This window comes from Kumtagia sp. (assembly GCF_059502445.1).
Window position 1 is genome coordinate 168,642 of the sequence record NZ_JCACER010000096.1, and the last position, 20,510, is coordinate 189,151.

At 66.1% G+C, this 20,510-nt stretch carries 23 protein-coding genes; 5 read left to right on the plus strand and 18 right to left on the minus strand.

All coding sequences use genetic code 11. From position 1 onward, the window contains the following. Positions 1 to 54: 54 nt before the first annotated feature. From AC5JDC_RS25030 to AC5JDC_RS25075, 10 genes are all read right to left on the minus strand, one after another. Positions 55 to 1,443, minus strand: coding sequence for an FAD-binding oxidoreductase (locus AC5JDC_RS25030; RefSeq protein WP_495845599.1), 1,389 nt, complete (start codon positions 1,441 to 1,443; stop codon positions 55 to 57). Continuing rightward, positions 1,425 to 2,753, minus strand: a complete 1,329-nt coding sequence (locus AC5JDC_RS25035; RefSeq protein ID WP_495845601.1) for a cytosine deaminase — start codon at positions 2,751 to 2,753, stop codon at positions 1,425 to 1,427. Before AC5JDC_RS25035 ends, AC5JDC_RS25030 begins: the two co-directional genes overlap by 19 nt. Positions 2,754 to 2,982: 229 nt before the next feature. Then, on the minus strand, positions 2,983 to 3,843 hold the full coding sequence (locus tag AC5JDC_RS25040) for an ABC transporter permease (protein ID WP_495845603.1): 861 nt from the start codon (positions 3,841 to 3,843) through the stop codon (positions 2,983 to 2,985). Continuing rightward, positions 3,830 to 4,642 carry an ABC transporter ATP-binding protein gene (locus tag AC5JDC_RS25045; RefSeq protein ID WP_495845804.1) on the minus strand — a complete coding sequence of 271 codons (813 nt, stop codon included), beginning with the start codon at positions 4,640 to 4,642 and terminating at the stop codon, positions 3,830 to 3,832. The genes AC5JDC_RS25040 and AC5JDC_RS25045 overlap by 14 nt, the downstream gene beginning before the upstream one ends. Positions 4,643 to 4,703: 61 nt before the next feature. Beyond that, on the minus strand, positions 4,704 to 5,708 hold the full coding sequence (locus AC5JDC_RS25050) for an ABC transporter substrate-binding protein (protein ID WP_106772402.1): 1,005 nt from the start codon (positions 5,706 to 5,708) through the stop codon (positions 4,704 to 4,706). 245 nt (positions 5,709 to 5,953) lie between these two features. After that, complete coding sequence (locus AC5JDC_RS25055; protein ID WP_106772401.1) at positions 5,954 to 6,688, minus strand: proteasome-type protease; 735 nt, start codon at positions 6,686 to 6,688, stop codon at positions 5,954 to 5,956. Between the two features lie 30 nt (positions 6,689 to 6,718). Then, the gene (locus AC5JDC_RS25060; RefSeq protein WP_106772400.1) at positions 6,719 to 7,513 is read right to left on the minus strand and encodes a transglutaminase family protein; all 795 of its coding nucleotides are present in this window, start codon (positions 7,511 to 7,513) and stop codon (positions 6,719 to 6,721) included. Continuing rightward, a complete protein-coding gene (locus AC5JDC_RS25065) occupies positions 7,513 to 8,454 on the minus strand; it encodes an alpha-E domain-containing protein (RefSeq protein ID WP_106772399.1) in 942 nt (313 codons plus the stop codon). The genes AC5JDC_RS25060 and AC5JDC_RS25065 overlap by 1 nt, the downstream gene beginning before the upstream one ends. A 55-nt stretch (positions 8,455 to 8,509) precedes the next feature. Then, complete coding sequence (locus tag AC5JDC_RS25070; RefSeq protein WP_495845607.1) at positions 8,510 to 8,881, minus strand: four helix bundle protein; 372 nt, start codon at positions 8,879 to 8,881, stop codon at positions 8,510 to 8,512. Between the two features lie 42 nt (positions 8,882 to 8,923). Further along, on the minus strand, positions 8,924 to 10,336 hold the full coding sequence (locus tag AC5JDC_RS25075) for a circularly permuted type 2 ATP-grasp protein (protein WP_495845609.1): 1,413 nt from the start codon (positions 10,334 to 10,336) through the stop codon (positions 8,924 to 8,926). 260 nt (positions 10,337 to 10,596) lie between these two features. On the opposite strand from AC5JDC_RS25075, the gene AC5JDC_RS25080 reads away from it, so the two are divergent. Further along, positions 10,597 to 11,010, plus strand: coding sequence for a DUF4864 domain-containing protein (locus AC5JDC_RS25080; RefSeq protein ID WP_106772397.1), 414 nt, complete (start codon positions 10,597 to 10,599; stop codon positions 11,008 to 11,010). A gap of 22 nt (positions 11,011 to 11,032) precedes the next feature. Here AC5JDC_RS25080 and AC5JDC_RS25085 read toward each other — a convergent pair whose 3' ends face one another. The 5 genes from AC5JDC_RS25085 to AC5JDC_RS25105 form a co-directional block, all read right to left on the minus strand. Beyond that, positions 11,033 to 11,524 carry an Lrp/AsnC family transcriptional regulator gene (locus AC5JDC_RS25085; protein ID WP_106772394.1) on the minus strand — a complete coding sequence of 164 codons (492 nt, stop codon included), beginning with the start codon at positions 11,522 to 11,524 and terminating at the stop codon, positions 11,033 to 11,035. Positions 11,525 to 11,633: 109 nt separating this feature from the next. Beyond that, positions 11,634 to 12,263: a uracil-DNA glycosylase family protein gene (locus AC5JDC_RS25090; RefSeq protein WP_495845611.1), complete on the minus strand. Its 630-nt coding sequence runs from the start codon at positions 12,261 to 12,263 to the stop codon at positions 11,634 to 11,636. Positions 12,264 to 12,349: 86 nt separating this feature from the next. Continuing rightward, positions 12,350 to 12,598: a DUF6894 family protein gene (locus AC5JDC_RS25095; RefSeq protein WP_495845613.1), complete on the minus strand. Its 249-nt coding sequence runs from the start codon at positions 12,596 to 12,598 to the stop codon at positions 12,350 to 12,352. 125 nt (positions 12,599 to 12,723) lie between these two features. Further along, positions 12,724 to 13,335, minus strand: a complete 612-nt coding sequence (locus AC5JDC_RS25100; RefSeq protein WP_495845615.1) for a glutathione S-transferase — start codon at positions 13,333 to 13,335, stop codon at positions 12,724 to 12,726. A 66-nt stretch (positions 13,336 to 13,401) separates the two neighbouring features. Then, positions 13,402 to 13,959: a thermonuclease family protein gene (locus tag AC5JDC_RS25105; protein ID WP_495845617.1), complete on the minus strand. Its 558-nt coding sequence runs from the start codon at positions 13,957 to 13,959 to the stop codon at positions 13,402 to 13,404. 133 nt (positions 13,960 to 14,092) lie between these two features. Between AC5JDC_RS25105 and AC5JDC_RS25110 the strand changes: the two genes are divergently transcribed. Together AC5JDC_RS25110 and AC5JDC_RS25115 are read left to right on the plus strand one after the other, a co-directional pair. Further along, entirely contained in the window at positions 14,093 to 15,619 is a 1,527-nt protein-coding gene (locus tag AC5JDC_RS25110; protein ID WP_495845619.1) for a sensor histidine kinase, read from the plus strand. A gap of 71 nt (positions 15,620 to 15,690) precedes the next feature. Continuing rightward, entirely contained in the window at positions 15,691 to 15,870 is a 180-nt protein-coding gene (locus AC5JDC_RS25115) for a hypothetical protein (RefSeq protein ID WP_106771009.1), read from the plus strand. Between the two features lie 4 nt (positions 15,871 to 15,874). Here AC5JDC_RS25115 and AC5JDC_RS25120 read toward each other — a convergent pair whose 3' ends face one another. After that, positions 15,875 to 16,870, minus strand: a complete 996-nt coding sequence (locus AC5JDC_RS25120; RefSeq protein ID WP_495845622.1) for a nicotinate-nucleotide--dimethylbenzimidazole phosphoribosyltransferase — start codon at positions 16,868 to 16,870, stop codon at positions 15,875 to 15,877. A gap of 121 nt (positions 16,871 to 16,991) precedes the next feature. Here AC5JDC_RS25120 and AC5JDC_RS25125 point away from each other — a divergent pair, with 121 nt between their 5' ends. Together AC5JDC_RS25125 and AC5JDC_RS25130 are read left to right on the plus strand one after the other, a co-directional pair. Further along, entirely contained in the window at positions 16,992 to 17,219 is a 228-nt protein-coding gene (locus AC5JDC_RS25125) for a DUF1289 domain-containing protein (RefSeq protein ID WP_495845624.1), read from the plus strand. Between the two features lie 4 nt (positions 17,220 to 17,223). Further along, complete coding sequence (locus AC5JDC_RS25130; protein WP_495845626.1) at positions 17,224 to 17,928, plus strand: TIGR02281 family clan AA aspartic protease; 705 nt, start codon at positions 17,224 to 17,226, stop codon at positions 17,926 to 17,928. Positions 17,929 to 17,964: 36 nt separating this feature from the next. Here the strand turns inward: AC5JDC_RS25130 and dusA are convergent, their stop codons facing one another. Together dusA and AC5JDC_RS25140 are read right to left on the minus strand one after the other, a co-directional pair. Beyond that, positions 17,965 to 18,948, minus strand: a complete 984-nt coding sequence (gene dusA / locus AC5JDC_RS25135) for a tRNA dihydrouridine(20/20a) synthase DusA (protein WP_495845628.1) — start codon at positions 18,946 to 18,948, stop codon at positions 17,965 to 17,967. A gap of 351 nt (positions 18,949 to 19,299) precedes the next feature. Next, on the minus strand, positions 19,300 to 20,505 hold the full coding sequence (locus tag AC5JDC_RS25140; protein WP_495845630.1) for a mandelate racemase/muconate lactonizing enzyme family protein: 1,206 nt from the start codon (positions 20,503 to 20,505) through the stop codon (positions 19,300 to 19,302). Positions 20,506 to 20,510: the final 5 nt, after the last annotated feature.

Genomic DNA, 20,510 nt, shown 5'->3' on the forward strand with positions numbered 1-20,510 from the left:
CCGGCCGCTTCGCGGCCACCCTCCCCTCGAGGGGGAGGGAGGGCGTTGTGCTCTTCATCGCTCCAGCCCCTTGAATAGAAATGTTTTCCCTGACCGGTAGTCGTAACCCGGATTCTCCCAGGCGATCATTTTTCCCGGGTTGAGCAGGCCCTGTGGGTCGGCCCGGCGCTTGAAGGCGAGTTGGATCTCGTCGGTCTGCTTCATGCCGCCCTCCTCCAGCGTGCAGCGGTGCGGGTTGAAGATCGGGCAGCCATTGTCCTCGTAGAGGCGGACGATCTCGTCCAGCCGCTGCTCGGTGGTGAACTTCACCAGCGGCAGGCCGAAGCAGGTGATGTTGCCGTCGAAGCGCACGAATTCGAGATGCGAGGTGACCTCGGGGAACAGGCCGTCGACCCTCTCCACCAGGTCGAGCTGGTTGGGGAAGGGATAGAGCGACTGCAGGTAGGTGATGGACGGGTCGACGCGCAGCGCCCTCAGCGTCGTGTGGTTCCAGGCGAGCTCGTATGCGGGCGGCAGGCCTTTCCTGTCCGCCACCAGCGAGGCGTCGAAGATCACCTCGCCCCTCTCGCGCCGGGTGAAGGCGCGAAAAGCGTCGAGCGCGTGCGGCGCCACCATGCAGACGACGACGCTCAGGCCTTCGTGCAGGAATTTATGATGGCGCTTGAAATAGAGCCAGGGCGCGGGCGCGGCGACCGGCGTGATCAGCTTGGTCAGGATGCCGTCCTGGCAGGCGAGCGCATTGCCGTAGCGGGCGGCGTCGGAAAACCGGTCGAAGCCGACGATGACGTCGACCCAGTCATAGGCGGCGGCAAGCGGCATCTCCACCTCGGTGATGATGCCGTTGGTGCCGTAGGCGTGAGTGACCTTGTGCAGGTCCTCGCCGCTCAGCTCCAGCGCCTTGGGCTCGGCCTCCATGGTAACGACGCGCAGCCGGATGACGTTGCCGAAATCGCGCAGGCCGCCGAAATTGATCGAGCCGACGCCGCCGGAGCCGCCGGCGATGAAGCCGCCGATGGAAGCGGTGTTATAGGTCGAAGGATGCAGGCGAAGCTCCTGCGCCGAATGGGCTTTCGTCGCCCGGTCGATATCGGCGAGGATGGCGCCCGGCCCGCACACCACCCGGCCGGGCGCGATGGCGCGGACCTCGTTCATCTCGGCCAGCGACAGCACCACGCCGCCAGACAGCGGCATGGCCTGGCCGTAATTGCCGGTGCCGGTGCCGCGCGGCGTCACCGGAACGCCGTGCGAAAAGCAGGCGGCGAGCACGCGGACCACCTCGGCCTCGTCCTTCGGCGAGACGATGAGATCGCCGGTTACATGCTCGAGCTGCCGCTTCAGCACCGGGCTGTACCAGTAGAAGTCGCGGCTCTTCTGCCGGACGATCGCCGGATTGTCCTCGATCCTGATGCCGTCGAGCTCGCGTTTCAGGGCTTCGATGTCCATGCGCTTCCCATCAGCTCGTCGAGTTCGCAATAGTCCGGGATGCTGCGCTCGATCGCCCGCCCGTCGCGCACCACGATGCGGTCGGATTCGGGCCGCGACAACAGTTCCGTCCAGCTCCTGCCCTTGAAGATCACCAGATCGGCTGGAGAGCCGACGGCGAGCCGGCCCGCATCGACGCCCATGATTTCGGCCGGCGTCGCCGCGACCGTCTTCGGCCAGTCGCCGACGGGATGATCGAAATGCAGGATGCGCGTCGCCATGCGGTAGACCTCCAGCATGTCGAGGTCGCCATAGGCGTAGAACGGATCGCGCGTGTTGTCTGAGGCGACGGCGACGGGAATGCCTCGCGCCTTCATCTCGTGCAGCAGCGTCACCCCGCGCCAACGCGGCGTGGTGCCGTCGTGGCGGCGGTCCTGCAGATAGAGGTTGCACATCGGCAGCGACACCACTGCGATGCCTGCGGCGGCGACCTTGTCGAGCGTTTCCAGGACCTCGCCGTGCGGCTGGCGCGCCAGCGCGCAGCAATGGCCGACCAGGATTCTTCCCTCGAAGCGGTGTTTGAGGGCAGCCTCGGCAATCCTGCGCAGCGACACGGCGGCGAGATCGCCGGTCTCGTCGGCGTGGAAATCGAGGTCGAGGCCGAATTCGATCGCGGTGCGGAAGACGCGGTCGAGCAGTGGCTCCAGATCGGGCAGGATGTAGGTGACGGCGCCGAGCACGCCTTTTGCCGCCGCCACGCGCCGCGCCAGCGCCTCGAACCAGGCCGCCTCGCGGACGCCTTCGATGCCGATCAGGCTCGCCGCCTGCAGGTCGATGCGACCACGCCACTCGTCCCGCATTTCTTCGAAGACCGGCCAGGAAATCGTCTCCTGCGGCGCGACCGAGTCGAGATGGGTGCGCAGGGCCTTGGTCCCATGCGCATAGGCGGTGCGCAGCGAGAAATCCATGCGGCGGGCGACGTCGGCGGCGTTCCAGTGGACCAGCCGGTCGGCGCCGACGGCGCCGAGCGCGCCGGCGAACGAGCCGTCCGGATTGGGCATGCGCGGCCAGATATGGCCCTTGTCGATATGGGTGTGGCAGTCGACGAAGCAGGGCAGCACGATGCGGCCGGCGAGGTCGACGCCGCGCGGCGGCGCCGGCCGCCCGCCGCGCGCGGCGATCCCCGTCACCTTGCCGTCGGCGATGGCGATGTCGACGAGCGCGAAACCGTCGCGGTCGAAAGGCCCGTCGAGGCCGGGCGTCAGCGAGGCGTGCAGGCGCGCATTGCCGAGCACGTACCAGCCGGAGGCGGGGATGAGGAGGTCGGTCATGCTGGCTGCCGCAAGGACAGGCCGCGTCCCTTCGCACCCCCCTCTGTCCTGCCGGACATCTCCCCCGCAAGGGGGGAGATTAGCCGGCCGCGTGTGCTTCGCAAATCACCAGCGCGGTAGGAGAAGCGCCCAGAGCGGAACTGCAAATCTCCCCCCTTGCGGGGGAGATGTCCGGCAGGACAGAGGGGGGGGCGACGAAGCGCAGGCCAACAATTGTCCACTCTCACCCTCACCGCTCCGCCGACAGCGCGCTTTCGTGCCAGCGCCGCAGGGCGAGGTGCGACACCAGCGACAGCGCCAGGAAGATCATGATGCCGGTGAGCGAGATCAGGAACAGCGCGGCGAACAGGCGCGGCGCGTTCAGCCGGTAGCCGGCCTCGATGATCCGCGAGGCGAGCCCCGACGACTGGCCGGACGCGCCCGCGACGAACTCCGCCACCACCGCGCCGATCAGCGACAGGCCGCCGGCGATCTTCAGGCCGCCGAGGAAATAGGGCATCGCCGCCGGCAGCTTGAGCAGCCGCAACTGCTGCCAGCGCGAGGCGCCGTTGAGGCGGAACAGGTCGAGCAGGTTGCGATCGACGGAATTCAGGCCGAGCGTCGTGTTGGAGAGGATGGGGAAGAAAGCGACGATCCATGAACAGAGCAGCAGTTTCGCGGTCTGGTTGTCGACATAGATGTTGATCAGCGGAAAGATCGCCACGATCGGCGTCACCTGCAAGACGATGGCGAAGGGAAAGAACGACATTTCCACCCATTTCGACTGGGTGAACAGGATCGCCAGGCCGACCCCGCCGAGCACCGCCAGCAACAGGCTGAGGAAGGTGATGCGCAGCGTCACCAGCAGCGACGAGAACAGCAGCGCCCGGTCGCTGACCAGCGTGGCGGCGACGACGCCCGGGCGCGGCAGGATGTATCGCGGGATCTCGTTCCACACGCAGAGGCGGTCCCACAGCCACACGGCGGCGACCATGATGAGGATGGGCAGCAGCCATCGGCCGACCCTTTCCAGCCGGGCGCCGCGGGCGCGTCGCGCCTCCTCGGGATCGAGCGCCAGGGCAGCGGAGCGCCGTTCTTCAACGCCCCCCATTGCGCGCTCCCGCAGGGGCTTGGTTGATTGCTCCGAGCAACACGTCGGAGGCCTGCCGGCAGAGCGCGGCATAATCCGGCGAGGTGCGGAACGCCTGGCTGCGCGGCTGCGGCGTCTCCACGGCGATCTCCTCGAAGATGCGGCCCGGCCGCGCCGCCATGACGGCGATGCGGCTGGACAGGAACACGCTCTCGAACACGCTGTGGGTGACGAAGACCACGGTGAAGCGTTCCTCCTGCCAGAGGTCGAGCAGGTCGTCGTTGAGGCGGAAGCGGGTGATCTCGTCGAGGGCCGCGAAGGGCTCGTCCATCAGCAGCAGCCGCGGCTTCGTGACCAGCGCCCGCGCGATCGAGACGCGCATCTTCATGCCGCCGGAAAGCTCGCGCGGCATCGCCTTCTCGAATCCTGTGAGCCGCACCCGCTCCAGCAGCGTACCGACCGCCGACGCCGCTTCGGCGCGCGAGCGGCCGCGTAGCCTGAGCGGCAGCCAGACATTGTCGAAAACATCGGCCCAGGGCAGCAGCGTCGGCTCCTGGAAGACGAAGCCGACGCAATCCTCGCCGAGCGCCTTGCGCCAGTCGAGCGTACCCGAGGTCGGCGTCGTCAGGCCGGCGATCAGCCTGAGCACCGTCGACTTGCCGCAACCCGACGGTCCGAGCAGGCTGAGGAAGTCGCCCTGGCGGATGGTCAGGTCGACATCGGCCAGCGCGGCGACGCCGTTCGAGAAGGTCTTGCCGACATTGCGCAGGATCAGCAGCGGCTCGCCTTCGTCGTCCGGCATCGGGCCGTCACGCTTCATTCCGGCCGTCGATACCGTCATCGTGGCATTCTGATCCGCTTCCCGTCGCGATGCAGCGGCCCTACTGCTTGAGATCGAGCCCCACGCCCTTGTTCACGAACTGCAGCGTGTAGGACTTCTTGATGTCGATGCCTTCCGGCAGCACCTTGGCCTTGACCATCTTGTCGTAAAAACTCTGGATGTGCTCGTCGGTCATGGCGCCGATGCCGAGCTTTTCCGCATCGCCGGAATCGACGATGCCGAACTTCTTCATCTGCGCGATCGAGAAGGCGATCTGCTCGTCGGTGATGTCGGGATTGTCCTTCTTGATCATCTCGTTGGCGGCCTTGTTGTCGCCGTAGAGATAGCTGTACCAGCCCTTGGCAGAGCCATCGACGAAGCATTGGACCACCTCGGGGCGCTCGTCGATCGTCTTCTGCATCGCCTCGATCGTCGTCGCATAGGTGTTGTAGCCGTAGTCGGCGAGCAGGAACTGGTTCGGCACGAAGCCGCCCTCCCTCTCGATCGCAAAAGGCTCGGAGGTGACGTAGCCCTGCTGGATCGACTTCTTGTTGGCGAGGAACGGGGCCGGGTTGAAGGTATAGGGCACGCGCCTGGAGACGTCGAAGCCGTATTCGGTCGCCATCCACAGGAGGAAGCTCTGCGCCCCCTCGTCGCCGATGATGTACTGCTCGGCCTTGGGCAGTTCCTCCCACGTATCGAGGCCCTGCCCCGGGTGCGACATGACCACCTGCGGCTCCTTCTGGAAGGAGGCGGCGACGACGCGCAGCGGGATGTTCTGGGCGACCGCGTCGAACGCCTGCTGCAGATTGCCGCCCATGTAGAAGTCGATCTTGCCGGCGAGCAGCAGCGGCCGGCCGCTGACCTGCGGGCCGCCCTGCTGGATGGTGACCTCGAGGCCGCAGGCGGCGTAGGTGCCGTCGGCGACTGCCTGGTAGTAGCCGCCATGCTCGGCCTGGGCGAGCCAGTTGGTCATGAAGGTGACTTTCTCGGCGGCAACAGCGCCATAGGCCGACGCGGCGAGAGCCGCGAGCGCGACCGAGATTTTCGCGAGATTTCCGTTCATCGACACCACCCCTCGTCGGCCGCGCATGCCGCGCGGCACTGCTGCAATCCGTCAATCCGCGATGCAAGCCGCATGCCACTGCCGACCCGCAGACGCCGCCGGCGGCGGACACCGAACAAGCGCTCGTGCCCTGCCCTCGCGCGACGCATCGTGCATAATTTGCGAGCGCCTGTCCACGGTGCCCCGTACCTGTGCAGTCTCCCCTGCCCCTACCCGCCGAGCATCGTTTGCCGGTCTGTCCCGGCCTATTTCTCCGGAAAGTCCGGCAGGCTCTTGAAGGCGTTCTTCAGGGCGTCGGACCAGCCTTCCGACACCGTGCGGTAATACGGATCGTCCTGGCCGATGCGCTTCTGCACGCCGACCTTGTACTTGTTCGCCTCGTAGAACAGCAGGTCGAGCGGCAGGCCGACCGACAGGTTGGAGCGCAAGGTGGAATCGAAGGAGACGATGAGCAGCTTCACCGCCTCGGCGAAGCTCATGGCGCGGTCGTAGGTCCTGACGATGATCGGCTTTCCGTATTTGGTCTCGCCGACCTGGAAGAACGGCGTGTCGTCGGTCGATTCTATGAAGTTGCCTTCGGGATAGATCATGAACAGCCGCGGCTCGGAGCCGCGGATCTGGCCGCCGAGAATGAAGGAGGCGTTGAAGTAGCTGTCCGCCTTCTGGCCGGCCGGGCTCGAATCGTGGATGACCTCCTTCACCGTGTCGCCGATCAGCTTCGCCGTCTGGTACATGGACGGTGTCTCCAGAACGGCGGCTTTGCGCTCCTCCAGCGGCTTGGCACGGCCGTTGAGCAGGCTGATCACGTTCTGCGTGGTGGCGAGATTGCCGGCCGACATCAGCACGACGACGCGCTCGCCCGGCCGCTCCCACACATGCATCTTGCGGAAGGTCGAGATGGAATCGATGCCGGCATTGGTACGGGTGTCCGACATGAAGACGAGCCCGCGTTCGATCTTGAGGCCGACGCAATAGGTCATAAGCGTGATTCCGCGTAACGTTCGCGGGGATTACTGCTCCACCGTGATGTGGACCGCAAGCGCTTCCGCCGCCTGTCCCAGCCGAATGCCGGAAACCGGCATCGCCTCGCGGTAGTCGCGCCCGACCGCCAGGCGCACGTAGCGCTCGTCCGGCGAGATGCGGTTGGCGACGTCGAATGCGACCCAGCCGAGCGCCTCGACATGCGCTTCCGCCCAGGCGTGGCTGGCGACCTGGTCGACCGTGCCGTCGAGCAGCAGGTAGCCGCTGACGTAACGGGCAGGATAGCCGAGCCGGCGAGCGGCGGCGATGAAGACATGCGCCTGATCCTGGCACACGCCCTTGCCCAGCGCTATCGCTTCCTCTGCATTTGTGCCGGCATGGGTGGAGCCGGGCACGTATGCGACCTTATCGGCGACGGCGTCCATCAGCGCGTGCAGCCTGTCGACCTCGCTCGCCGGCGCGACGGCGTCGGCCAGCGCAGCGATGCCGTCCGCCGCCACGGTCAGCGCGGTCTCGCGGGCGAACAGCCAGAGCGGCGCAAACCCCTGATGCGGGCCGACGATGCCGGAGGTGTCGAAGGTCTCGACGATGCCGCCGGCTTCCACCGACACGCCGTGCGGCTCGCCCTCGACGCTGACCAGCCGCGTCTCGTTGCCGAACTGGTCGGCGAAGCGGACCTCTTCGCGCGCGCCTGCGATTTCGAGGGCCCAGGACACCACCGCCTGCGTCGGCCCGCTCTGCGGCACCAGGCGCAGCCGCTGCAGCCCGTACTGGACCGGTACGTCGTAGCTGTATTCCGTGCGATGGGTGATCTTCAGCCGCATCAGTAGAACCGATAGCTGCGGGCGACCTCGTCGCCGAGGCGGTTATTGTCCTGGATGAAGGCGGTGAGGAACTCGTGCAGTCCTGAATCGAATATCTGCTTGATCGTCGCGCCCTTCAGTTTCGCCGTCGTCGCGGCCAGCGTGTCGTGGCAGGCGTGGCGGATGCCGTAGGCTTCCTCGAGATAGCGGAGGCTGTCGGCCAGGTTGCGGTAGCAGAAGGCGAGCGAGCGCGGCATGCGGGCGTCGAGGATCAGGTATTCGGCGATGTTGGTCGGCCGGTAGTCGGCCTCGTACACCCAGCGGTAGGAGCGGTGCGCCGACACCGAGCGCAGGATCGATTCCCACTGGTAGTTGTCGAGCGAGGAGCCGACCCAGTGGATCGACGGCAAAAGCACGTAATATTTGACGTCGAGGATGCGGGCGGTGTTGTCGGCGCGCTCGATGAAGGTGCCGAGCTGGGCGAAATCGAAGATCTCGTTGCGCAGCATGGTGCCGTGGAAGGTGCCGCGGATCTGTGCGGTCTCGCGCTTGATGGTGTCGAGCACGCTCGGCAGGTCGCGCTCGTCGACCGGCCTGGCCAGCACCCGCCTCATCGCCATCCAGGCTTCGTTGATGCTCTCCCAGGTCTCGCGCGTCAGCGCCGTGCGCACCATGCGGGCATTGCCGCGCGCCGTCTCGATCGAGGCCAGCACGCTCGAGGGATTGGTGACGTCGCGCAGCAGGAAGTCGGCGACGGCGGTGGCAGAGACCTCCGGATGACGGTTGCGGAAGGCGACGTCGCAGCCGGCGCTGACGACGACGGAGTTCCACTCCTCGGCCGAACTCGCCGTGCGCGTCAGCGCCATGCGCAGCCCGGCGTCGAGCAGCCGCGCCATGTTCTCCGCCCGCTCGATGTAGCGGTTCATCCAGTAGAGGCCGTTGGCGGTGCGACCGAGGAGCATCAGGGCATCCTGAGCGAATAGCGAATAGGGAATAGCGAATAGAAAAAAAATGTCGTCATGGCCTTTGTTGCAGACTCCTGACCAACGAACGCAGCATTCTTCCGATCTCATCGGCTGCACCGAGCAACCGCGCCATCTCGGCATCGGGCATCAGACCAACTCGTCCGGAGATAACAAGATGCGTCTCCAGTTCCTTGAGCGAGCCTTGTGCTATACGAAGAAACTGGATGAATGCTCCGGTATTTTCCCGTCCGTGCCCTTCGGCGATGTTGGCTGCAATCGACGCGGCGGAGCGCCGGATCTGAGACGTCATTCCATAGGTTTCGCCATTCGGGAATGCCTTTGTCGCCGAGTAGCAAGCTACGGCCAATTCGACGGCAGCCCTCCACACCAGCAGGTCTTTGTAAGAGTTGATCGTGGTTTCCACCCGGCTCTCGCTACTCGCTACTCACTATTCGCTATTCGCTCCTCAATCATCCAACACCCACGTATCCTTCGTCCCCCCGCCCTGCGAGGAATTCACCACCAGCGAGCCCTCCTTCAGCGCCACGCGTGTCAGGCCGCCGGGCACGATCTGGATGCGGTCGGAGACGAGCACGAACGGCCTGAGATCGACATGGCGCGGGGCGAGGCCGGCATCGGTGAGCACCGGGCAGGTCGACAGCGACAGGGTCGGCTGGGCGATGTAGTTGGACGGCCGCGCGGCGAGCTTTTTGGAAAACTCGTCGCGCTCCTTCTTGGTCGCCGCCGGCCCGACCAGCATGCCGTAGCCGCCGGAGCCGTGCACCTCCTTCACCACCAGCTCGGCGAGGTGCTCCTGGACGTATTTCAGGCTGCCCGGCTCCGAGCAGCGCCAGGTCGGGATGTTGCCGAGGATCGCCTTGCGGCCGGTATAGAACTCGACGATGTCGGGCATGTAGGAATAGATCGCCTTGTCGTCCGAAATGCCGGTGCCGGGCGCGTTGGCGATTGTGATGTTGCCGGCGCGGTAGACGTCCATGATGCCGGGCACGCCGAGCGCCGAATCCGGGTTGAAGGTGAGCGGATCGAGGAAGGCGTCGTCGACGCGGCGGTAGAGCACGTCGATCCGCTTGTAGCCTTGGGTCGTGCGCATGGCGACGTGGCCGTCGACCACCCTGAGATCCTGACCCTCGACCAGCTCGACGCCCATCTGGTCGGCGAGGAAGGCGTGCTCGAAATAGGCGGAGTTGTAGAGGCCGGGGGTGAGCACCGCGATGGTCGGCGTGCCCTTGACGCCGTCCGGTCGGACGGCGGCCAGCGACTGGCGCAGCAGCTTCGGATAATCCTCCACCGGCCGCACCTTCACGCGCTGGAACAGCTCGGGAAAGAGCTGCAGCATCGTCTCGCGGTTCTCCAGCATGTAGGAGACGCCCGACGGCGTGCGCGCATTGTCCTCCAGCACGAAGAAGTCGTCCTCGCCGGTCCGCACGATGTCGACGCCGATGATGTGGGTGTAGACGCCGCCGGGCGGCCGCACGCCGATCATCTCGGGCAGGAAGGCGGCGTTGTTGGCGACCAGCTCCTTCGGCACGCGCCCGGCGCGCAAAATCTCCTGGCGGTGGTAGATGTCGTCGAGGAAGGCGTTGAGCGCCTGCACGCGCTGCTCGATGCCCTGCGTCAGGCGCCGCCATTCCTGGCCGGAGATGATGCGCGGCACGATGTCGAAGGGGATCAGCCGTTCCGCGGCTTCCGCCTCGCCATAAACGGCGAAGGTGATGCCGGTCTTGCGAAAGACGCGTTCGGCGTCGCGTGTCTTTTCCGACAGCCTGGCAGTGTCCTGTTCCCTCAGCCAGCTGTCATAGCCGAAATACGGTCTGCGGATGCCGGACTTGTCCGGCGACATCTCATCGAACGCAACCAAGCGCGAACTCCCCTGTGACAGCATTTCAAATGGCCCCGCGCGGAAAAGCAAGCGCAATCGGAGGCTTGCGGCGCTTGCGTGGGCAGTTTCGGCGAAACGCCCAAGAACAAGGCAGTTTGCCTCGCCGCCTGCGGACACTTTCGGCACGCGGACGGAGGAGATTCGCGGCGATCGTGAAACTGCCGGGGCGGATTCGGCGTATACTCGGCAGGGGCCGGCGGAGCTGCCGTCCGCCGTACGGCCGCAAGGGGATTTTCCGCATGCGCAGCATTCCCGCAGCACTGATGAGCCTGCCGTTCATCGCCGGCGCGGCATTCGCCGGCGAGGCCGAGGTCAGGGCGGCACAAGGCACGATCGAGGCACAGATCGGCGCGTTCCGCGGCGGAGACAATGCCGCGGCATACGGGCACGCGGCCCCCTCCATCAAGCGGATATTTCCGACGCTGGAGTCCTTCATGGGAATGGTGACCGGCGCCTACCAGCCGGTCTACAGGCCGCGCAGCTTCGCCTTCGGCAAAGCGCAGGAGGCGGGATCGGCGATCGCCCAGCAGGTGATGATCGTCGGCCCCGACGGCAGGGACTATGAAGCGCTCTACACGCTCGAACTGCAGCCCGACGGCCGCTACCGCATCACCGGCGTCAGCCTCAAGGCCTCCAACGCGCTCAGCATGTAAGAGCCATCAGCGTCGCGAAAGCTCACGCCGCGTTGGAGTGCGCCTCCTTGTCGAGCAGCATGTAGTCGAGCGGCAGCTCGGTCGTGTACTTGATCTGCTCCATGGCGAAGGACGACGACACGTCGCGGATCTCGATCTTGGCGATCAGCCGCTTGTAGAAGGCATCATAGGCGGCGATGTCGGGCACGACCACCCGCAGCAGATAGTCGACGTCGCCGCTCATGCGGTAGAACTCGATGACCTCGGGAAACTCCTGGATAACCTCGGAGAAGCGCCGCAGCCATTCGTGGCTGTGCGAGTTGGTGCGGATCGACACGAACACCGTGACCCGGGCATTGATCTTCTCGGGGTCGAGGACGGCCACCCGCCGCCGGATAACGCCTTCCTCCTCCAGCTTCTGGATGCGCCGCCAGCACGGCGTCGTCGACAGGCCCACCTTTTTGGCGACGTCGGCAACGGCGAGCGTGGAATCTTCCTGCAACAGGCGAAGGATTTTGCGATCGAGGCGGTCCATGGGTCGCTCCGGGAGAAAAATATTCCACGCAACCTATCATTCCGCCACAGCGGCACAAGGAAGATTTTTGCCCGCCAAGGCGTTTCGGGAAACGCACATTGCGCCGGCGTCAGCCAAGTCGCATCGCGATTTGCGTGCGCAGGAAGGGCAGCAGCTCGGCCGCGAACCAGGGATTGCGCTTCATCCAGCCGGTGTTGCGCCATGACGGATGCGGCAGCGGCAGGATTTTCGGCGCGGCCGATGCGTCGAAGATGATGCGCCAATCCTCGACCGTCTCGGTGAGGGAGCGTCGCCGGCTCGCGCCCATGTGCCAGGCCTGCGCATAGAGGCCGATCGCCAGCACCAGCTCCAGTTGCGGCATCAAGGCCATCAGCCGCTGCCGCCATTCGAGGGCGCATTCGCGGCGCGGCGGCAGGTCGGCGCCGCGCGCATCCTGTCCGGGAAAGCAGAAACCCATCGGCACGATGGCGAAATTCCCCGGGTCATAGAAGGCGTCCCGCGGGACGCCGAGCCAGTCGCGCAGCCTGTCGCCGGACGCGTCGTTGAAGGGAATTCCGGTCGCATGCACCTTGGTCCCCGGCGCCTGCCCGGCGATCAGGATGCGCGCCCTGGTGGACGGCACCAGCACCGGGCGCGGCTTGTGCGGAAGCGCACGGCCGGCGGGACGTTCAAGGCAGAGGCGGCAGGCGCGGATGTGTCCGGCGAGGCTGTCGAGATCGGCGTTCGCGTGGATCGGCATTGTCCGTATTTGCAGCTTTCTCTTGCGATTTCCAGCACTCGACCTCTCCCCTGATCCGATCAAGGAACCGAGACAGCCCTGTCGCTTCAACCGGTCTTTCCGGACAGCCAGCCGGAGCGAAAGGCAAGCTCCGCTACAAAGATCACGCCGCCCTGCTCGTCTCGCACACTCACCCGGAAGGTTCTTTCCTCACCATCGGGCAGGTCCTCGCGGGCCATGTCCGGCAGCGCCTCTATGGCCGCTCGCCTCACATGCTCCAAAGTTTCGATATCAAGCCCGACGTCGTCGCGGAAAGGTTCCACGCCGTCATGGGTGTCGAAGTAGTATCGGGACATGGAATGACCTTTTGGCTTGCTGCTCGACCAAAAAGCTTTCCGATGCCGTTGAGTTCCTGTCATGCTCTATGCGCCTGGCCCGGCCGGTCGGTCCCGACAGGACCAAGGTCAAAATCCGACCGGTCTCAAGCTCCCGCGCTCGGGCGTGCCTTCAGTGCCCGATACCAGCGCTGCACGTTCTCGAGTTCTTCCGGAATTGCGATCCGGGCCGGCTTGGTGAAGTCAAGCGCCACCAGGCCGGTGATGTCGGCGATGCTGAAGTCCTCGCCTGCCGCGAACTCGTGCGACGCAAGATGCGTGTCGAGGATCTTCATGAACTCGACCGCCTTCGGACGGTTCATCTCGCCCCATTCAGGAAGTTGCGGCACCTCCCAGTCCTTCATCGCCGGGTGGGTGTGGCGGAAGGCGAAGGAAACCGGCAGATAGAAATTGAGCTCGATGCGCCGCTGCCACATCTCGACCAGCGCCTTGCCGAGCGCGCCCCGGCCGAACAGCGCCGGTTCGGGATGAAGCTCCTCGAAATAGCGGCAGATCGCCACCGATTCGGTGAGCACGGTTCCGTCGCCCAGTTCCAGTACGGGCAGGCGCTGCAGCGGGTTGCGCGCCGTCAGCTCCTCGCCCTTGTGGCCGAGCGCGCCCATGTCGACCGGCACCAGCGGCACCGCGATGCCCTTCTCGGCGAGAAAGATCCTGACCCGGCGCGGATTGGGCGCGCGGCCGCCGTCGAACAGTCTCATCCGGTCTCCTCCGTTTGCAATCCGATCAGCCCTTAAAACAGGACGAGATTGGCCATTCCGCGGCGATCAGCCAAGGTGGAATATTTGCCTGAGCCAGTTCCACAGCGCGCCAAGCCGATCGTGGTCGACCTCGGCCATGCTGCCATGGGTGTCGCGCCAGTGCCGGGGGCGGTCGAACTCGCCCGCCCACAGGCCGCGCCCGGCCCGTCGCGCCGACAACTCCTCGTCCTCGAAATCGCCGAAGGCGACCGCCCAGCCCTCCTCTACCAGGGTTCGGTTGAGCTCGGTCGACCCGGCCGAGCAGGTGCCGAGCAGCCGGCCGAACTTGTCACGCTGCCAGCCTGAGCAGGCGACCGGCTGGTTGCCGATCAGCGTGCGCAGCCGCTGCCGCGCCTGGCGGCCGCAGGGATAGCTCATGCCGTCCCTCATGCAGCTCTGGGTGAATTCGGGGGCGTCGATGCCGCGCAGCCTGATCTTCTCCGTGCCCACCGTGATCGTATCGCCGTCGTTGACGACCACCGCCCCGCTCAGACGGCGCGTCTCGACGCGGTCCAACCGCGCCGCCAGAAGCGCCAGCAGCCCGAGGATCGCCACGGCCAGCAAAAGATCGAAAAACCTGCGCAACAGGCTACGCCGGGCTCGCGGCCGTGGCCTCCTAGCGCGCGCCGGCCATGACCGGCTCATATGGCAAACAGTCCATTAATCATTCGCAACTAGCCTGCCGTCTGGTTTCAGCACGCGAAAAATCCGAATCGGAATGTCGCCGACGCACAGCACCACGGCTGACAAGATCATTGTGGATCGGCGCAAACCGCATCGCAACAGCGAGGTGGCGCAGGCCGTGCGCCGCATGCGCGACCGTCTGGTGCAGCGGCCGGGCAGCATCGGCTTCGACCGGGAACTTTTGAAGCTGCATGCGCGCTCGACGATCTTCTGCGCGACCGCCGTGCCCGTGCTGGTGCTGCTCATCGCCATGGGCGGCCTTGCCGTCGGCATGAGCAGGACGATCGCCGTCTGGGCACTGATCACCGTCGCTTGCTATGCCGGGCTCCTGCTGATCGCACGGCGGGTCGACCGGACGGCGTCCGGCGACATCGATGTCGGGCGGACCAGACGCGCTTTCCTGGCCGCGCATTTCGCCTCGGGGCTCGGCTGGGCCTATCTGATGACGCTCAACTGCGACGAATGCGGCGTCGAGCAGTTTCCGGTGGTCAAGGCGGTGCTGCTGCTGCTTGCCGTCGCTGCCACTGCGCTGATCGCAGCGTCATTGCGCGGCGCTCTGGTCGCCACCTTCGCCCTGCCCGTCTTGCTCTACGTGCTGATCGGCACCCGGCTCTCCCAGCCGGTGGACGCGATCATGGCGGGGCTGCTGGTGCTCGCCCTGCCCTTCTTTTCCTACATCTCCGCCCACATCAACAAATCGTCGCTGATGCTGCTGTCGTTCCGCACCGAGAAGGACGCCCTGATCGCCGAGCTGGAGACGGCCAAGGCGATGTCCGACGAGGCTCGCCACCGCGCCGAGGAGGCCAACCTCGCCAAGTCGCGCTTCCTCGCCTCGATGAGCCATGAACTGCGAACGCCGCTGAACGCCATCCTCGGCTTCTCCGAGGTGATGGGCAGCGAGGTGCTCGGCCCGATGGCTAACCACACCTATCGCGACTACGCCCACGACATTCACTCGTCCGGGCAGCATCTTCTGACGTTGATCAACGAGATCCTCGACCTGTCGCGCATCGAGGCCGGGCGCTACCAGCTCAATGCCGAGCCGCTGTCGCTCGTCCAGACGGTCGAGGACTGCTGCCACATGATGACGCTGAAGGCGCGCGGCAAGGACATCCGCATCGTTGAGGAATTCGAGCCGGGCATGCCGCGCCTCAACGCCGACGAGCGGGCGGTCCGCCAGATCGCGCTCAATCTTCTGTCGAACGCGGTGAAATTCACCGCGACGGGCGGCGAAATCCGCGTCCGGGTCGGCTGGACGGCCGGCGGCGGGCAATATCTGTCGGTGAAAGACAATGGCCCCGGCATCGCCGAGGACGAGCTTCCGGTCGTGCTGTCGGCCTTTGGCCAGGGCGCCATCGCCATCAAGAGCGCCGAACAGGGTACCGGCCTCGGCCTGCCGATCGTGCAAGGTCTGATCGCGCTGCATGGCGGCAGCTTCGACATTTTCTCCAAGCTGCGCGAAGGCACCGAGGTGCTGGTGACCTTCCCGGCCGCCCGGGTGATGGAGAAACTGCCGGCGATGCCCGCGCCGGGCCGGGCCGTCGCGGGGCGGAAACGGTGAACCCGCCGCGGCATGGCAGAATGCGGCCTGCCTGTGCTAAGGCTCGAGCCGAAGAATCGGGAAACCGGCCCATGCGACTGCTGCCGCTCTGCATGACCCTGGCCCTGGCCTTGCTCACGGGCTGCCAGAGCACGCCGCCCGAAAAATTCTTCGTTCCGGCCTGCACGCAGCACCGCTACGACGCGGGCTTCTGCGACACGCCGTCGAATTTCAACCTGTTCGCGACCATCGTGACCGGCCGGGTCCAGTAAAGGCTCAGGACTTTCCGGAACCCTTGGCGGCTTCCGCAAGCGTCGAGGCGACGGCGGCGGCGGCCTTGGCCACACCGGCGGCGAGCGCGCCGGCCGTGCCGTCCCCTGCGGCTATCCGCAGATCGAGCAGCGGCATCAGGCCGAGGCGCTGGACAACCGCCGCGCCGCCAGGCTCCACAGGCTGTTGCGCGACCAGGCAATGGTCGATCGCTCCCGGCTGCAGCGCCTGCAGTACAGCGGCAGCCGCGATCGCCGCGTCACCGTCCAGGATGACCGGGATACGTTCGGTTCGCGCGGCGAGAACGGCGCCGGCGATGGCAGCGAACTCGCGGCCGCCGAGGCGCCGCAGGATTTCGAGCGGATCCTTCAGATGGCCGCGATGCAGCGTCAGCGCACGGTCGACGACCGCCGCCTTGCGGGCCAGCATCGCGCCGTCGGCGCCGGAACCCGGCCCGACCCAGTCCGCCCCGCCGCCGCCGAACAGCGCGGCGAACAGCGCCGCCGCCACGGTGGAGCTGCCGACGCCGAGATGACCGACGACGAGCAGGTCGGTGCCGCCGGCGACCGATTCCATGCCGAAGGCCATGGTGGCGGCGCAACCGCGCTCGTCGAGCGCCGCCTCTTGCGAAATGTCGCCGGTCGGCAGGTGCAGCGCCAGGTCGAATACCTTCAGGCCAAGGTCGTGCGCCAGGCAGACGCCGTTGATGGCGGCGCCGCCGGCGGCCCGGAGCTCGACGGCGCGCGCCGTTTCCTCGGCCGGGCGCGGCGACACGCCGGCGGCGGCGACCCCGTGGGTGCCGGCAAAGACGGCGACAAGCGGTCGCCGCACCGCCGGCGCGCGGCCGCTCCAGCGCGCCAGCCATGCGGCCGTATCCTCCAGCCGGCCGAGCCCGCTGGCAGCGGCGAAGTCCGACCGGACACGGCGCTCGGCCGCCTCGTCGCCCTGCGGCAGCCGCCCGGCCAGGGTGCGAAAATCGTCGAAGGGAAGTCCGGAAGTCATGTCGTATCCGCCTGCAGGCAACGTCGTCGGCAGGCGGCATAGACGCAACTTGGCCGTGGCACAATCGCGACCTTGCATTGCAGCCCTGCCTGTCCCATGTCAGAGGCCCGATGGAAACCGCATGGCCGTGATCGAATCCCCCTGCATCCTCGTCTGTTCGATCGACACGAAGACCGGCTATTGCTTCGGCTGCGGGCGCACACGCGAGGAGATCGGCGCCTGGATCACCATGTCGCCCGACGAGCGGCGCCGCACCATGGCGCTGCTGCCGGCGCGGCTGGAGACGGTGGAGCGGCGGCCGCGACGCGAGACGCGGCGGACGCGCATGGCGCGCGAGCGCGCGGAGTGAGGCGATGAACCGCTTCGCCATCGGCCTGCTCATCCTCGGCGTGGGACTGGTCGTGCTCCTGTGGACGCATGACGACGGCTCCGTGGCCGGACTGAGCAGCGGCGAGTTCGGGCGGCTGGTCTATGCTGGGGCGCTCACGGCGGTGCTCAGCGCCGGCGTCGTGGCACTGTTTCGCGGCAACTCCGGCGGCACGCTGCGCAGCGTGGTGGCCTGGCTCGCCATCATCCTGGCGCTGGTCGCCGGCTATCAGTACCGCTACGAACTGCAGGACGTGCTGAGCCGCGTCTCCGCCGGGCTCGTCCCCGGCAGCCCGCTGTCGGTCACGGACGCGGACGGCCGCGCCACGGTGATGATGGAGAAGCGGCAGAACGGCCATTTCGAGGTGCGCGGCTCGGTCGACGGCTCGGCGGTCGCCTTCCTGGTCGACACCGGCGCCACCAGCACGGTGCTGACGGCGGCGGACGCGCGGCGCGCCGGCTTCGACACCGCGGCGCTGTCCTTCTCCATTCCTGTCGCCACCGCCAACGGCACGGCCCGCGCAGCCGCGGTCCGTGTGCAGGAGGTGACGGTTGGCGCCATCGTGCGCCGCAACCTCACGGTCCTGGTGGCGGCCGATGGCTCGCTCGAGCAAAGCCTGCTCGGCATGAACTTCATCTCGACGCTGTCGGGCTTCGACATGCGCGGCGACCGCCTGATCCTGCGCGACTGAGCGCGGAGCCTCGACGGAGGCCAGGCGGATTTCCGGTCACGCCGCTTCGGCCGCCCGCTCGTCCTCCACCGCCGCGAAGGCGCGACGCAGCACCGCCGAATCGGCACCCGGGCGCGTCGCCTCGGTCGACAGTATCTGGCGGAAGCGGCGGGCGCCCGGTCGGCCGTGGAAGAGCCCGACCATATGGCGCGTGACATGCGCCAGCCGCCCGCCCGCGGCGATATGGGCGTCGGCATAGGCGGCCATCGTCTCCAGCAGTGCGGCGAAATCGACCGGCGCGGGATCGAGATCGATCAGGCCGTCGACGCCGGCAAGAATCGCCGGCGTATGATAGGCAGCGCGGCCGAGCATCACCCCATCGACATGGCCGAGATGCGCCTTCGCCTCGGCGACCGTCTGGATGCCGCCATTGATGCCTATGAACTTTTGCGGCAGGCGCCGCTTCAGCCGGTAGACGCGGTCGTAGTCGAGCGGCGGGATGTCGCGGTTCTCCTTCGGGCTCAGCCCCTGCAGCCAGGCTTTTCGCGCATGCACCCACAGCGCGTCCGCACCCGCGGCGAAAACGGCGTCGGCCAGCGTATCGAGCGCCGGATCCGGATCCTGCTCGTCGACGCCGATGCGGCACTTGACCGTGACCGGCACGTTGACGGCGCGCTTCATCGCCGCGACGCACGCCGCCACCAGCGCCGGCGTCTTCATCAGGCAGGCGCCGAACGTGCCCGACTGCACGCGATCGGAGGGGCAGCCGCAATTGAGGTTGATCTCGTCATAGCCGAATGCCTCGCCGATCCGCGCGGCTTCCGCCAGCTTGTGCGGATCGGAGCCGCCGAGCTGCAGCGCCGCCGGATGCTCGGCCGTATGGAAGCCGAGCAGCCGCTGGCGCTCGCCATGGATCGCCGCATCGGCGACGATCATCTCGGTATAGAGCAGCGCCCGTCGCGTGAGCTGGCGATGGAAGAACCGGCAATGCCGGTCCGTCCAGTCCATCATGGGTGCCACGGCGAAACTGTTCCATACCATATTGATTTGCCAGCCCTTTTTCCGAACCGTCTTACCTGAAAATTGGCCGACCGCGAATTTGACACAAACAACTAGAATCCATCTTGTTTGTTTTCAATGACTTGGGGGATCGGTCGTCTCATTTTGTCGTATTTTGCTCCTCGAAACCGGCACTCCGGTACAGCATTGCAGTACCGCCGAACGCCATACTGTACCGGCTGCCGATGCGTGATCTCACCGCTTCCGCGCTATTGCGTTCGACACATTCGGATCTATCGAGGTTAGAGTCGAGCCGCGCGGCGACAGCATATGAATCCCGGACATATTTTTGTCGGTTCCGTTCCGCGACCGAGATCGATTACAGGAAAAACCCTAGACGCGATCAAAAAATCCCTCGTCTTCTTCCGCAAGATGCCTCCGCGCGCCTTCAGGATCGATGTCGAGGCCAAGCCCTGGGCCGGGCAGCAGTTCGATCATCGAGTTCCGTACAATGTGCTTCGGCAGTCCGACGACGATATCTTCCCAGCACGGATCGGACGCCGTGGGGTATTCGAAGGCGATGAAGTTGGCCGGCAGGGTGGCGCACACGTTGATCAACGCCCCGAGGCCCAGGAGTCCGTTGGCGGTGCCGTGCGGGGCCATCATAATCGAGTGCATGTAGGCGTGCTCCGCGACCCATTTGAGCTCGGCAATGCCACCGATGTCGGCCGGATCAGGCCCTACGATCCGTACGGCCTGCGTCTCGATTAATTCCTTGAAGTTGTGGCGCAGGTAAATCTGCTCACCAGTGTGGATCGGCACCGTCGTCGACTGCGTCAATTCGCGATACGCTTGCGGATTGACCCACGGCACATAGTCGCCGGTCAGCATGTCCTCCAGCCACATGAGATTGTACTTCTCGACCGCATTGGCGAAGCGGATGGCATCGGGCAGGAACCAGCCAGGCCCGCAATCGAGCGCAAGGCTGACCTTGTCCCCTAGCACTTCCTTCATCGCCGCGACGCAGTCTATCGCATGCGCCATGCCGCGTTCGCTGATCTGACCCTGATCCATGGCCCCGTGATAACCGGCCTTCTTCTGCGCGATGCCGTAGTGGAAGCCAGGGACTGTATCCTTCATATTCGAGTGGAACGTGATCCCCTGCTTCACCATGAAGAAGCCCTCGGGCTGCTCCATCATCCATCTGACGTCATCCGCGTAGTCCTCGGGCCTATCCCCCGAACGCTTGCGGCGCCTGTTGCCGTTGTAGCAGCGGACCTGATCGCGCACCTTGCCGCCGAGCAACTTGTAGACGGGGACATTCGCGGCCTTGCCGGCGATGTCCCACAGTGCATGCTCGATCGCGCTGACCGCGGCGCCGTACGGCTTGAATCCGCCACGCTGGCGTATCTTGAGCATGCAGCGCTCGACGTCGGTGGGATCCTCGCCGATGAGTGCATCGCGGAAGTGGAGCACAAAGGGCTTCAGGTAGGGCTTGGTGAACTCCACCTCGCCCAGGCCATGGATGTTCTCGTCGGTCACGATGCGGACGATGGGATGGCGACCGATGATAGCGCAGCGGAGGTCGACGATCTTCATGTTCT